The organism is Streptomyces tauricus, from assembly GCF_014650955.1.
GTDB classification, from domain to species: Bacteria; Actinomycetota; Actinomycetes; order Streptomycetales; family Streptomycetaceae; genus Streptomyces; species Streptomyces tauricus.
Window position 1 is genome coordinate 349215 of record NZ_BMVY01000003.1, and the last position, 12337, is coordinate 361551.

Here is a 12337-nt window from a genome sequence, read left to right on the forward strand (position 1 = left end):
GGTTCGTTCCTTACACCGTGGCCGGACGGGCGGGCTCGGCGTCCGGGCCCGGGATGGTGGTCTTGAGCTCGTGGGCCGGGGCGACCGGACCGGCGGGGGGCGGGGTGACGGCGGCGATCGCGGTGGTCACGACGCCCGCGGGCTCGTGGTCGTCGTTGACGTTGTCGACGGTCACGGGCTCGCGGCGGGACAGTGTCCAGATGACCGCCGAGCCGGCGATCAGCAGCACGCCGGTGAGGATGATGCCCCAGGTGCCCTGCTTGGTCAGGAACTCCGCGCCCGCGCCGACCAGACCGGCGGCGGGGAGCGTGAGGCCCCAGGCGACGAACATGCGGGTCGCGGTCGACCAGCGGACGACACCGCCCTTGCGGCCCAGGCCCGAACCCATCACGGCGCCGGAGCAGGACTGCGTGGTCGAGAGGGAGAAGCCGAGGTGCGAGGAGGCCAGGATGACCGTCGCGGCGCTGGTCTGGGCGGCGAAGCCCTGCGGCGGCGCGAGGTCGGTGAGGCCCTTGCCCATGGTGCGGATGATGCGCCAGCCGCCCAGGTAGGTGCCGAGCGCGATGGCGACACCGGCCGAGACGATGACCCACAGGGGCGGGTTCGAGCCGGGGGAGAGCACACCGCCGGTGACCAGGGCCAGGGTGATGATGCCCATGGTCTTCTGCGCGTCGTTCGTGCCGTGGGCCAGCGAGACCAGGCCCGCGGAGGTGATCTGACCGGCGCGGTAGCCCTTGGAGGTCGCCTTCTCACCGGCCTGCCGGCTGATCCGGTACGTGAGCCGGGTGGCGAGCATCGCGGCGAGACCGGCGACCACGGGTGCGGCGATCGCGGGGAGGAGGACCTTGGTGATGACGGTCGAGCCGTTCACCGAGGACCAGCCCGCCGACATCACCGCGGCGCCGATCAGGCCGCCGAAGAGCGCGTGGGACGAACTGGAGGGCAGACCCAGGAGCCAGGTCAGCAGGTTCCACAGGATGGCGCCGACGAGCGCCGCGAAGATCACCTCGGTGCGGATGCCCTCCTCGTTGATGAGGCCGCCGGAGATCGTCTTGGCGACCTCCACGGAGAGGAACGCACCGACGAGGTTCAGCACGGCGGACATGGCCACCGCCGTCTTGGGCTTGAGAGCGCCGGTCGAGATGGTCGTCGCCATCGCGTTGGCAGTGTCGTGGAAACCGTTCGTGAAATCGAACACGAGAGCGGTAACGATCACGATTCCGAGGAGGAGCGTGATGTGTTCCATTTACCCAGGCTTCTGTTGGACGACAGTGGCACGGGGAACGTAAGCAACCTGGGTGAACGGAAGATGAACTGAGTCGGGCGGTGGGGTGACCCAAACAAGGTGCCGCCACTCCGCTTGTGTCGAAGTGGCGGCGAGGGCTCTGGAAAATCCGGGAAAATCCTCGAACAGAGCCGGAATCCTGGGGTCCGCTACCCCCTCAACCCCTCGCGAAGGTCTTCAGCTGGGACAGCGAACCGTTGAAGAGATTCTGGTCACCCGGCAGGCTGCCGCTGTTGTCGTACTGCCAGAACGTCCAGAACTTCCAGCCCGAGGGCAGCGACCCCGCGGATCCGCTGTAGCGGGCCAGCCACAGCGGATGGTTCGCGGCGAAGGCGGCGCTGTTGCCCGTGCACGTCTTCCACCAGTTGTAGTTGGTGTAGATGACGGGCCGGCGGCCGGTCTGCCGCTTCACCTCGTCGCTGAAGGCCCTGATCCAGCCGACCATGCCGCTCTTGCTCAGCCCGTAGCACTTCTTCTTGTCGTACGGGTTGTACTCGATGTCCAGCGCGGGCGGCAGCGTCCAGCCGTCCGCCCGCCAGCCGCCGCCGTTGCGCACGAAGTGGGCGGCCTGCTCGGTGCCCGACGACGTGTGCGGCAGCGCGAAGTGGTACGCCCCGCGGATGATGCCCGCGTTGCGCGCGCCGTTGTACTGCTGGGCGAAGTACGGGTTGCGGTACGTGTGCGACTCGGTGGCCTTCACGTAGACGAACTCCGCGCCTTTGCTCTTCGCGCTCGACCAGTTCACGTTCTTCTGGTGCGAGGACACGTCGTGCCCCTTGGGCTTGCCGGCGGCCGCGGCCGGCACCTCGACGAGGGCGGTGCCGCCGAGCGCCAGCGTCGCCACGGAGGCGGCGACGAGACGGGCGCGCTGGCGGGACGATTTGCGGTCAATGGCCATAGTTCCCCCCGGAATGGCGACATACGTGAAAAATCTTCCAGAGATTACTGGAAGATCCCGCACGGTCCGTCGCTCGCCGGTCATTCGCTCCGGCGGTCGATTGGTACCTGTTCATACCTTTCGGACGCACGGGTTCCGCCCTACAGTGCCCTCGCCCGAACGGAGCAGGGCCGGGCGGCTGGCAGGATCACGGCATGGCTGAGCGGCGGCGGGACACAGGAGACGGACGAGGCGCCGGGGAGACGGGCGCGCCCCGGCCCGGGGAGGCGCTGGAGCGGGCGTGGAACGGCCTCGTGGCCACGGCCCGCCGGACGGTGTCCGACGGTCTGGTCGTCGGCACGTCGGGCAACGTGTCCGTGCGCGTGGGCGACACCGTCCTGGTCACGCCGACCGGGGTCCCGTACGACCGGCTGACGCCCGAGGACATCTGCGGGGTCTCCCTGGACGGCCGGCGCGTGCTCGGTTCACTCGTTCCGACCAGCGAACTGCCCATGCATCTCGCCGTCTACCGCTCCACGGACGCGCGCGCCGTCGTCCACACCCACGCCGTGCACGCCACGGCCGTCTCGACCCTCGTCACCGAGCTGCCCCTCGTCCACTACATGTCCGCGGCCCTCGGCGGGCCCGTCCGCGTCGCCTCCTACGCGACCTACGGCACCGAGAAGTTGGCCGAGAACATGCTCCGGGCCCTGCGGGACCGCACGGCCTGCCTCCTGCAGAACCACGGCACCCTCGCCCACGGCGCCACCCTCGACCAGGCCTACGACCGCACCGCCCAGCTCGAATGGATGTGCCGCGTCTGGCTCACCGCGTCGTCGGTCCCGGGCCTCACCCCCACCCTGCTGACCGAGGACCAGGTGGCACAGGCGGGCGAGCGGCTGAAGGGCTACGGCCAGCCCTGACACCGGGCCTTCGGGGCTGTATGCGGCCGAGGGCGTGCCCCGGCCCGGGTGCGGCCGGGGCACGCCCTCGCGGCGGCTGCCGGGCTCACCCGTGCCGCCCTTCCACTGGCCGACAGCGGGCTCGATCAGGAGACTGGACCCGTGCGCACCGTGAAGCCGACGACCGCAGCCCTGACCACCGCCCTCACCATGGCCGTAGCCGGCGCGGCCGGTATCGCCGCCGGCCGCTTCGCCAGCGACGCCGCGCTGAAGGCGGCGCCAGGCCGGCCGCTGCCCACCGAACCCCGTCTGACCGTGCACGCCACGGCCGCGGGCCAGATCGCCCTGACCCGCGCCCTCGCCTCCCGGCGCCCTGGCGTGTACGGCCTCGCCGGCCACGGCAGCCACGCCGTCGTCGGACCGCTCCTGGCCGGGGCCGCGCACACCGCCGACACGGTGGTACGCCGCCTGGAACGCGTCACCCACGGCACGCTGGAACCCGGCGACAAGGTGTGGTTCACGCCCGGGCTGCACCTCGGCGACCCCGGTTCCGCCCTGGGTCTTGCCTTCACCGACGTGGACATCCCCGGCGAACTGGGCACCCTGCCCGCCTGGTTCGTACCCGCCGCCCGTGACACCTGGGTGATCACCGTGCACGGCCTCGGCACCACCCGCGAACACCCCATGAACTTCATGGAGTTCCTGCACAGCAACCAGTTCCCCGTCCTCGGCCTCGCCTACCGCGGGGACGCGGGCGCGCCCCGGCCCCCGGACGGCCTGAACCACCTCGGCGAGACCGAGTGGCGCGATCTGGACGCCGCCATCCGCTTCGCCGTGCGCCACGGCGCCGAACGGATCGTCCTGCACGGCTGGTCGACCGGCGCCACCATGGCCCTGCGCGCCGCCGAGCACTCCGCGCTGCGCGAGCGGATCTGCGGGCTCGTCCTGGACTCGCCGGTCCTCAGCTGGGAGACCACACTGCGCGCCCTCGCCACGGCCCGCCGCACCCCCGGCGCCCTGCTGCCGCTGGCGGTCCGCGCCGCCCAGGGGCGCACGGGCCTGGGCGGCGACCGCGTCGGGAGCGCCACCGACCCGGTACGGCTCAAGGTGCCCACCCTCGTGCTGCACGGCCCCGACGACACCGTCGCCCCCTGGGGACTCTCGCGCCGCCTCGCGGACCGCCGCCCCGACCTCGTCACCCTGCACACGGTCCACGACGCCCCGCACGGCGCCATGTGGAACGCCGACCCGGCCGGTTACGAAGAGGCCCTCCGCCGCTTTCTCACCCCACTGATGTAGCCACCTCCCGGCCCCGGCCGCGAAGCTTCCGTTTAACCGTGTACCAGTGGCCGAAAACCCTCGCAGCCCCTGCTGGGCCCGGCACACGGACCGCCTCTGTGGGCTCCTGTGGCATTCCGTTTGGGTTTTCGGACCGTCAACCGGAAGACTGCCCCCGTGACGTCCCGTATCCCGCGCGACTCCAGGCTCCGACTCGTCCGCCCGCGAACCCTGGCCGCCGCCCCCCGAGCGATGACCCAGAGGCCCGCCCGCCGACCTGCCCCCCGCCCACCGGAGGGCACACCGGCACCGGCGGAACTCGCCCGTATGGCGCGCGCCGTACTCGCCGGCGCGGCCCGGGTCGCCCGCTGGGCCGACGCCACCCTGAGCCCCGGCCCCGGCCCCCGCCCCCGCCGGGACCGTGACGGCTCGGCCTCGGACAGCGGTCCCGCGGCGAAGGGCGGCTCCGGAGGGAAGGACGGCTCCGGCGGGAAAGGCACACTCTCCGACGCGATCGCGCAACAAGCCGCGACAAGTCTGTCCCTGACCCCGGATCAGGTTCGGGCCGACTGGGACATCGCACGTCTCGCCGGCCTCATCGAGGTGCACGGCGACACCGCGCGCCCCGGCTGGCGCCTGCGCGCCTGGAACCGTGACGACAGCGCCGTACTGCGCGGCTGGGTCGCCTTCTTCGACGCCTGGTCGATCGCCCACCCCGGCCCCGACGGGCGTGAGCCCTCCACCGTCGCCGAGGTCGTCTCGGCGATGCCCCAGGTTCTCTCCTTCCTCCAGCTGTCCGCGGGGCCCGTCCCTGTCCCGCAGCTCCTCGACCTGCTGGAGCAGCGCGTCACCGAACTGCGCACCGAGCGCTGCGAGATCCCCTACGGCCCGCAGCCCGAGCCCGCGGAGCTCACGGAGCCGGTGGAGCCCGCGGAGTCCGCCGAGGAGAAGGCGGAGAGCCCGGCCGAGGACACCGCGCTCGCACCCCTTCTCGACTGGGCGCTGCACGCCCTCGCCGCCGTGGGCGCCCTCACCTGCGCCGACGGCCATGCCACGCTCACCCCGCTCGGCAGCTGGGCCGTGTGGGTCAAGCTGGAGCAGATCTGCGTGGCCGCGCAGAGCCCCGCCGGGAACATCGAGCAGGGCGCCGAGGACATGCTCCGCGGCTGCGCCCAGCTCAGACCCAACGCGGCCCGCGCCGAGTACCGCGCCTGGCTTGCCGCCCGTCCCGTCGGCAGCGCCGTCACCGAACTCCTCGCCGCCGCCCGCGGTGAGGACGCCCTGTCGCGCGGGCTGGCCTTCGAGGCCCTGCGCGTGGTCGGCGCCCCCGCCGAGCCGGAGATCCGCGCGGTGGCGGACGAGACCCCCTTGCGCCCGTACGCCCTGCTGTGGCTCGCGGAGCACGACGGACACGACCCCGAGGACGCCCACCTGGTGCTCACCCGCGAGGAGGCCACCTGGCTGTGGGTCGACACCGCCGCGGCCGTCGCCGACCACGGTGAGGCCCCGCTTCTCGTGCGGCACCTGGAGTCCGCGGTGCAGCCGACCGTCCCCGCGCTCCTCGACGAGGTGCGCGCGGTCGGCCACCCCCGCACCGTGCAGGTCCTGGTGGCGCTCGCCGCCGCCCACCCCGACCCGGCCCTCGCCAAGGCCGTGCGCCGCGCCGCCTTCCAGGTCCACCGGGGCGGCTGAGGGCCGCCCCACGGCCCGGAGGCGGGGTCAGACCCGGGTCTCCGGGGCGTACGTGCCGAAGCTCCAGATGTTGCCCTCGATGTCCCGGGCCATGTAGTCCCGCGAGCCGTAGTCCTGGTCCGTCGGGGGCATCAGGATCTCCGCCCCGTGGTCGACGGCCCGCTGGTGGTGTGCGTCGACGTCGTCCACGACGACGTACACCCCGGTGGGGCCCGCGCTCTTCATGGCCTCGTCGAAGCGGCTGCCCGTGCCCTTGGAGCCCAGCATCACCGCGCCGTTGCCCTGCACCAGCTCGGCGTGCACCACCTTGCCCTCCTCGTCCTCGTACACCGACGCCTCGGTGAAGCCGAAGGCCTCCGCGAGCTGCCTGATCGCGGACTTCGCGTCCGCGTACAGCAGCGTCGGGTAGATGCTCGGGCGTCCGCTGTCCGTGCCTGCCATGCCGATCACTCCTTCCGGTCCCCGCTGTCCCGCCCGCCTTGGGGGACATCGCCTGAATGTGACCTGCCACACAGTCTGGCACCCGGCACTGACAACGCCCCACGAATGCCCGTGCATGCCCGCGAACGCTCGCGCATGCCCGTGAACGCCCCCGCCCGCTCAGCGGAAGGTGTCGCAGCGGGCCATGTCCCCGGTGCGATAGCCCTGGTGGAACCACTGCTGCCGCTGCGCGGCCGACCCGTGCGTCCAGGACTCCGGTGTCACCCGGCCCTGGAACCGCTCCTGGATCCGGTCGTCGCCCACGGCCGCCGCCGCGTCCATCCCGTCGCGGATGTCGGCCTCCGTGAGGCTGGTGATCAGCGGCCGGCCCGTCGACTCGTCCTTCGTGGTCGTCGCGTGGTGCGCCCACACGCCCGCGTAGCAGTCGGCCTGCAGCTCGACCCGCACCGCGTTGCTGTCCGCGCCGGTCCGGCCGTCCTGGGAACGGTCCAGGGTCCCCGTCAGGTCCTGCACGTGGTGCCCGTACTCGTGCGCCACCACGTACGCCTGCGCGAACGGTCCGCCGCTGGAGCCGAACGTGGTCCGCAGCTCGTCGAAGAAGCCCAGGTCCAGATAGACCTTCCGGTCACCCGGGCAGTAGAAGGGCCCGACCGCCGAGGTCGCCGTCCCGCACGCGGTGCCGACCCGCTCGCTGAAGAAGACGGTCGGCGACCGTGTGTACGTACCGCCGCGCCGCTCGAACTCCTGCGCCCAGTAGTCCTGGACGCTGTTGACCACCGCCACGATGCGGCAGTCGTCCTTGGTGTTGGCGTCCCGTCCGGTGCGGCAGGTCTGCTGGACCTGGGCCAGGGACGAGGCGCTCGCCCCGGGTTCCTCGTCCCCGGAGGAGAGGCCCAGCTGGTCGGGCCCGACACCGAAGAAGAGACCCAGCAGGAGGGCGATCAGGCCGGCGACGCCACCGCCCACCGTGGCCCTGCCGCCGGGGATCCGACTGCCGCGCACATCCTGCACCTCGGAGGTGTCCAGGCCGGCGTCGTCGTCGAACTGCATGGGCGCTCCACCCTCTGCGGACGTCCCCCTGGCGCCATCCTCGCCCGTCCCCCGGAGCACGGCGCCGGGCGGCGGGCCGAACGGGGGAGGAACGGGGGAGGGGCGGGAGGCGGACGGGGGACGAACGAGGCGCCCCACGACGGGCCGGGCGGGTCACGACAGGGCCCGCCACGGGGCAATGAGCGTCACACCCCCGAACACCCGCACACAGAAAAAGTGGTTGCATCGCCCCGTTAGACTTGGCCCATGGCCATTCTCCTCGTGCATTAGACGGCGTGAACGCCCTCAGCCGCCCGCCCCGTCATCAACCCTGCCCAGGAGTCTGTCCGTGATTTCCGCTTCCGGTATCGAACTGCGTGCCGGCGCCCGCATGCTCATCGAGTCCGCCACCTTCCGCATCACCAAGGGCGACCGCATCGGCCTGGTCGGCCGCAACGGCGCGGGCAAGACCACGCTCACCAAGGTCCTCGCAGGTGAGGGCACCCCCGCCGCGGGCACCGTCGCCCGCTCCGGCGAGGTCGGCTACCTCCCGCAGGACCCGCGCACCGGCGACCTCGACATGCTGGCCGGCGACCGCATCCTGTCCGCGCGCGGCCTGGACACCCTGATCCGCAAGATGCGCGAGAACGAACAGCGCATCGCGAACGGCTCGGGCGCCACCCGCGAGAAGGCGATGCGGCAGTACGAGCGCCAGGAGACGGAGTTCCTCACCAAGGGCGGGTACGCCGCCGAGGCCGAGGCCGCCACCATCGCCGCCGCGCTCAACCTCCCCGACCGGGTGCTCGGCCAGCCCCTCCATACGCTCTCCGGCGGTCAGCGCCGCCGTATCGAGCTGGCCCGCATCCTCTTCTCGGACGCGGACACCCTGCTCCTCGACGAGCCCACGAACCACCTCGACGCCGACTCCATCGTCTGGCTGCGCGACTACCTGAAGACGTACCGCGGCGGCTTCATCGTGATCTCCCACGACGTCGACCTGGTCGAGACGGTCGTCAACAAGGTGTTCTACCTGGACGCCAACCGCGCCCAGATCGACGTCTACAACATGGGCTGGAAGCTGTACCAGCAGCAGCGCGAGGCCGACGAGAAGCGCCGCAAGCGCGAGCGGCAGAACGCCGAGAAGAAGGCCACCGCCCTGCACTCGCAGGCCGACAAGATGCGCGCCAAGGCCACCAAGACCGTCGCCGCGCAGAACATGGCCAAGCGCGCCGACAAGCTCCTCGCCGGCCTGGAGGCCGAGCGGAAGTCCGACAAGGTCGCCAAGCTGCGCTTCCCCGACCCGTCGCCCTGCGGCAAGACCCCGCTGATGGCGGAGGGCTTGTCCAAGTCGTACGGCTCGCTGGAGATCTTCACCGACGTCGACCTGGCCATCGACAAGGGCTCCCGTGTCGTCATCCTCGGCCTGAACGGCGCGGGCAAGACGACCCTGCTCCGCCTCCTCGGCGGCGCGGAGAAGCCCGACACGGGGCAGATCATCGAGGGCCACGGCCTCAAGCTCGGCTACTACGCGCAGGAGCACGAGACCCTCGACCCGAACCGGACGGTCCTGGAGAACATGCGCTCCGCCGCCCCGGACCTCGACCTCGTCCAGGTCCGCAAGACGCTCGGCTCGTTCCTGTTCTCCGGCGACGACGTCGACAAGCCGGCCTCCGTCCTGTCCGGCGGGGAGAAGACCCGTCTCGCGCTCGCCACCCTCGTGGTCTCGTCCGCGAACGTCCTGCTCCTCGACGAACCGACGAACAACCTCGACCCGGCCAGCCGCGAGGAGATCCTCGGCGCGCTGCGCACCTACAAGGGCGCCGTCGTCCTCGTCACCCACGACGAGGGAGCCGTCCAGGCGCTCCAGCCGGAGCGGATCATCCTGCTGCCCGACGGCGTCGAGGACCTGTGGGGCGCCGACTACGCGGACCTGGTGGCGCTCGCCTGACCGGGCCGCGTTGGTTGATCGTTTAACTGATCCACTCGCTGATCCACTTCGTATGGATCATTCGGCCGATCCGTGATCCATCATCTGAGTGAGATCTCCTCGTACCGAGGTGTGTCCTACACGCATTTCGCGGCCGGGCTCTTCGTTCCTGAAGGCCCGGCCGCCGCGCGTCGCTGACCTGGAACTTCGCCGCCGAACTCGTTCGGCGGCGCGGACGGGACGCGGACGGAATGCGGAATTCCGCTCGTGGTGACGCGCTTGCACAACGCAAGCTCGTCCCATCGACCTTGCCGAATGGGTGGCCAGGACGCTCATGAGGGGTGATCATGAGAAGTCCAGAGCGCACTTCCGCTGAGGAGGCACGGGTGGCCGAGACTCTGAAGAAGGGCAGCCGGGTAACCGGCGCCGCGCGCGACAAGCTCGCGGCAGACCTGAAGAAGAAGTACGACTCCGGTGCGAGCATCCGGGCACTGGCCGAGGAGACCGGCCGCTCGTATGGGTTCGTGCACCGGATGCTCAGTGAGTCGGGCGTCACGCTCCGTGGGCGTGGCGGGGCGACGCGAGGCAAGAAGTCCGCGTCGGCCTGACGCCGGACGGCTCCTCGTTCTCCGATGGTGGCCACCCGGTCGGTCCCTGGACCGCCCGGGTGGTTACTGTGCAGTCACTTAAGGGTGTGCCCGAACGGCACCCCCGCTGACCGCACTCATCGGAGGCGCCCTCATGGCTTCGTTCGACTCGCTGCTCGACAAGGACGGCGTACGGCTCACCGTCGACGACGCGATCGCCACGGTGACGCTGACCAACCCGGCCAAGCGCAACGCGCAGAGCCCCGCCCTGTGGCGGGCGCTGGCCGAGGCCGGTCGGCTGCTGCCGGGCACCGTGCGTGTCGTCGTGCTGCGCGCCGAAGGCAAGTCCTTCTCCGCGGGGCTCGACCGGCAGGCGTTCACGCCCGAGGGCTTCGACGGCGAGCCGTCCTTCATCGATCTCGCACGCGGTTCCGACGCCGAACTCGACGCGGCCATCGCCGAGTACCAGGACGGTTTCACCTGGTGGCGGCGGAGCGACATCGTGTCCGTCGCCGCTGTGCAGGGACACGCCATCGGCGCCGGCTTCCAGCTCGCGCTCGCCTGTGACCTGCGCGTCGTCGCCGACGACGTGCAGTTCGCCATGCGCGAGACCGGCCTGGGCCTCGTCCCCGACCTCACGGGTACGCATCCGCTCGTGGGGCTCGTCGGCTACGCCCGTGCGCTGGAGATCTGCGCGACGGGGCGGTTCGTGCAGGCGGAGGAGGCGCAGCGGACCGGCCTCGCGAACATCGCCGTGCCCGTCGACCAGCTCGACGACACGGTGAGCGAGCTGGCCGCCGCGCTGCTGGCCGCCCCACGGGACGCGCTCGTCGAGACGAAGGCCCTGCTCCAGGGGGCGTCGGATCGTACGTACGAGGAGCAGCGGGTTGCCGAGCGGGCGGCTCAGGGGCGGCGCCTGCGGGACCTCGCGGGGCTCTCCGACTGACGCGCCGGCGTCGGTGGACGCTGGGCGCGGGGATCCCCGCGCCCCTTACGGGCCCTAGGGGGCCGGAGCCACCGGGGTCACCGCCGTCACCAGTACCGCTGCCGTCGGGTGGTCGGGGAGTGACTGCGTGATGTTCGCGCGGACCGCCGTGGCCGTGTCCAGCGTGCGCCCGGTCTCCCTGACCTCGATCTCCACGCGGATGTGCCGACGGGAGAGAGCCGTGTCGCTGTGGACCTCGGTGATGTGCGCCTTGCCCGTCAAGGCCGTCACGCCCGGGACGGCGAGCGCGGCGGTGGCCACGCGGGACTCGTCCGTGTCGGGGGAGGGAAGCGGCGCGGCGGAGGGCGCCGGACCGGACTGCGCCGGCTGCGGCGGATCCTCGCCCTCCTCCAGCAGGCCCGTCACCCGCAGGTCCACCTCCGTGACCGTCAGGCCGAGTGCGTCCGTCGCAGCCGCGGTGAGGGCCGCGCGCAGGCGGGCCGCGGCCGCAGGCAGGGGCTCGGCAGGCGAGGCCGCGAACTCCGCGTCGATACGCAGCGGACCGGGCGGCAGCGCGCTCGGCGGCGGGGGCACGGCGGGCTCGTACACGCCGTCCGGGTCGGCCAGGCCGAGGCGCAGGGAGTCCAGGCGTACGCCCGGCACCCGGCCCGCCGCCCGGCGCAACACGGAGGCCGCCGCGGCCTCCGTGATCCACGCCCCGTCACCCGACCCGCCCAACGGCAGCAATCTGCCCAGGCCCAGTTGTTGCCTTACTGCTTGCGTCCATCGGTCCGCCGTCATTGCCCCAGCCTGCCGTATCCCTGGCGCGCGACTCGGCAACCCGTCTTAATGTGGGCGAAGAGGCCCACCGAAAGGGGATGTACGGCGATGAGCGACACGACTCAGCGCAATCGGCCGGAGAGCCCGGAGGCCGAACAGCCGGACCAGCAGCAGATCAGGAAGAGCGCCGTGACCAAGCGAGGTGGCGGCGATCCGTCGACCCGGGGGCGTACCACCATCGCCGACGGTGTCGTCGAGAAGATCGCCGGACTCGCCGCCCGGGACGTCCTCGGCGTGCACGCCATGGGCAGCGGGATCTCGCGGACCTTCGGCGCCGTACGCGACCGGGTACCGGGAGGCGGCGCGAAGTCCGTCACGCGCGGTGTGAAGGCCGAGGTCGGCGAGGTGCAGACCGCGCTCGACCTGGAGATCGTCGTCGACTACGGCGTGTCGATCGCCGACGTCGCCCGTGATGTACGGGAGAACGTCATCGCGGCCGTCGAGCGTATGACGGGCCTCGAGGTCGTCGAGGTCAACATCGCGGTCAGCGACGTCAAGCTGCCGGAGGAAGAGGACGAGGAACCGGAGAACCGACTCCAGTGAGCGACCTGCTG

12 protein-coding genes are annotated in these 12337 nt (G+C 71.7%); 7 read left to right on the forward strand and 5 right to left on the reverse strand.

Going from position 1 to position 12337, the window contains the following annotated elements; all coding sequences use genetic code 11:
• Nucleotides 1–10: 10 nt before the first annotated feature.
• Nucleotides 11–1246 (reverse strand): inorganic phosphate transporter, encoded by a 1236-nt coding sequence (locus IE278_RS08650; protein WP_189770383.1) that lies wholly within the window; start codon nt 1244–1246, stop codon nt 11–13.
• Between the two features lie 196 nt (nt 1247–1442).
• The gene (locus IE278_RS08655) at nt 1443–2183 is read right to left on the reverse strand and encodes a lysozyme (RefSeq protein ID WP_189770385.1); all 741 of its coding nucleotides are present in this window, start codon (nt 2181–2183) and stop codon (nt 1443–1445) included.
• A gap of 194 nt (nt 2184–2377) precedes the next feature.
• Between IE278_RS08655 and IE278_RS08660 the strand changes: the two genes are divergently transcribed.
• The 3 genes from IE278_RS08660 to IE278_RS08670 all read left to right on the forward strand — a co-directional run bounded on the left by IE278_RS08660 (nt 2378) and on the right by IE278_RS08670 (nt 6034).
• Nucleotides 2378–3085 carry a class II aldolase/adducin family protein gene (locus tag IE278_RS08660; RefSeq protein WP_189770387.1) on the forward strand — a complete coding sequence of 236 codons (708 nt, stop codon included), beginning with the start codon at nt 2378–2380 and terminating at the stop codon, nt 3083–3085.
• A gap of 141 nt (nt 3086–3226) precedes the next feature.
• Nucleotides 3227–4363, forward strand: coding sequence for an alpha/beta hydrolase (locus IE278_RS08665; protein ID WP_189770389.1), 1137 nt, complete (start codon nt 3227–3229; stop codon nt 4361–4363).
• Nucleotides 4364–4519: 156 nt separating this feature from the next.
• Entirely contained in the window at nt 4520–6034 is a 1515-nt protein-coding gene (locus tag IE278_RS08670) for a hypothetical protein (protein ID WP_189770391.1), read from the forward strand.
• A 27-nt stretch (nt 6035–6061) separates the two neighbouring features.
• Here the strand turns inward: IE278_RS08670 and IE278_RS08675 are convergent, their stop codons facing one another.
• Nucleotides 6062–6475, reverse strand: coding sequence for a VOC family protein (locus IE278_RS08675; protein WP_189770393.1), 414 nt, complete (start codon nt 6473–6475; stop codon nt 6062–6064).
• A 159-nt stretch (nt 6476–6634) separates the two neighbouring features.
• Nucleotides 6635–7525, reverse strand: a complete 891-nt coding sequence (gene ypfJ, locus IE278_RS08680; protein ID WP_189770395.1) for a KPN_02809 family neutral zinc metallopeptidase — start codon at nt 7523–7525, stop codon at nt 6635–6637.
• 328 nt (nt 7526–7853) lie between these two features.
• On the opposite strand from ypfJ, the gene IE278_RS08685 reads away from it, so the two are divergent.
• The 3 genes from IE278_RS08685 to IE278_RS08695 all read left to right on the forward strand — a co-directional run bounded on the left by IE278_RS08685 (nt 7854) and on the right by IE278_RS08695 (nt 10964).
• Nucleotides 7854–9452: an ABC-F family ATP-binding cassette domain-containing protein gene (locus IE278_RS08685; RefSeq protein WP_189770397.1), complete on the forward strand. Its 1599-nt coding sequence runs from the start codon at nt 7854–7856 to the stop codon at nt 9450–9452.
• A gap of 365 nt (nt 9453–9817) precedes the next feature.
• Nucleotides 9818–10039 (forward strand): helix-turn-helix domain-containing protein, encoded by a 222-nt coding sequence (locus IE278_RS08690; RefSeq protein WP_006143370.1) that lies wholly within the window; start codon nt 9818–9820, stop codon nt 10037–10039.
• 133 nt (nt 10040–10172) lie between these two features.
• Complete coding sequence (locus IE278_RS08695; RefSeq protein ID WP_189770399.1) at nt 10173–10964, forward strand: enoyl-CoA hydratase/isomerase family protein; 792 nt, start codon at nt 10173–10175, stop codon at nt 10962–10964.
• A 54-nt stretch (nt 10965–11018) separates the two neighbouring features.
• Here the strand turns inward: IE278_RS08695 and IE278_RS08700 are convergent, their stop codons facing one another.
• Nucleotides 11019–11744 (reverse strand): nucleopolyhedrovirus P10 family protein, encoded by a 726-nt coding sequence (locus IE278_RS08700; protein WP_189770401.1) that lies wholly within the window; start codon nt 11742–11744, stop codon nt 11019–11021.
• A gap of 87 nt (nt 11745–11831) precedes the next feature.
• On the opposite strand from IE278_RS08700, the gene IE278_RS08705 reads away from it, so the two are divergent.
• On the forward strand, nt 11832–12326 hold the full coding sequence (locus tag IE278_RS08705; protein ID WP_189770403.1) for an Asp23/Gls24 family envelope stress response protein: 495 nt from the start codon (nt 11832–11834) through the stop codon (nt 12324–12326).
• Nucleotides 12327–12337 lie beyond the last annotated feature (11 nt).

What these genes read in the sequence shown, in the direction of transcription:
- IE278_RS08660 (WP_189770387.1), top strand. Translation starts at nt 2,378, where the DNA reads ATGGCTGAGCGGCGGCGGGACACAGGAGACGGACGAGGCGCCGGGGAG.
- IE278_RS08695 (WP_189770399.1), top strand. Translation starts at nt 10,173, where the DNA reads ATGGCTTCGTTCGACTCGCTGCTCGACAAGGACGGCGTACGGCTCACC.
- IE278_RS08700 (WP_189770401.1), bottom strand. Translation starts at nt 11,744, where the DNA reads ATGACGGCGGACCGATGGACGCAAGCAGTAAGGCAACAACTGGGCCTG.
- ypfJ (WP_189770395.1), bottom strand. Translation starts at nt 7,525, where the DNA reads ATGCAGTTCGACGACGACGCCGGCCTGGACACCTCCGAGGTGCAGGAT.
- IE278_RS08705 (WP_189770403.1), top strand. Translation starts at nt 11,832, where the DNA reads ATGAGCGACACGACTCAGCGCAATCGGCCGGAGAGCCCGGAGGCCGAA.
- IE278_RS08675 (WP_189770393.1), bottom strand. Translation starts at nt 6,475, where the DNA reads ATGGCAGGCACGGACAGCGGACGCCCGAGCATCTACCCGACGCTGCTG.
- IE278_RS08650 (WP_189770383.1), bottom strand. Translation starts at nt 1,246, where the DNA reads ATGGAACACATCACGCTCCTCCTCGGAATCGTGATCGTTACCGCTCTC.
- IE278_RS08655 (WP_189770385.1), bottom strand. Translation starts at nt 2,183, where the DNA reads ATGGCCATTGACCGCAAATCGTCCCGCCAGCGCGCCCGTCTCGTCGCC.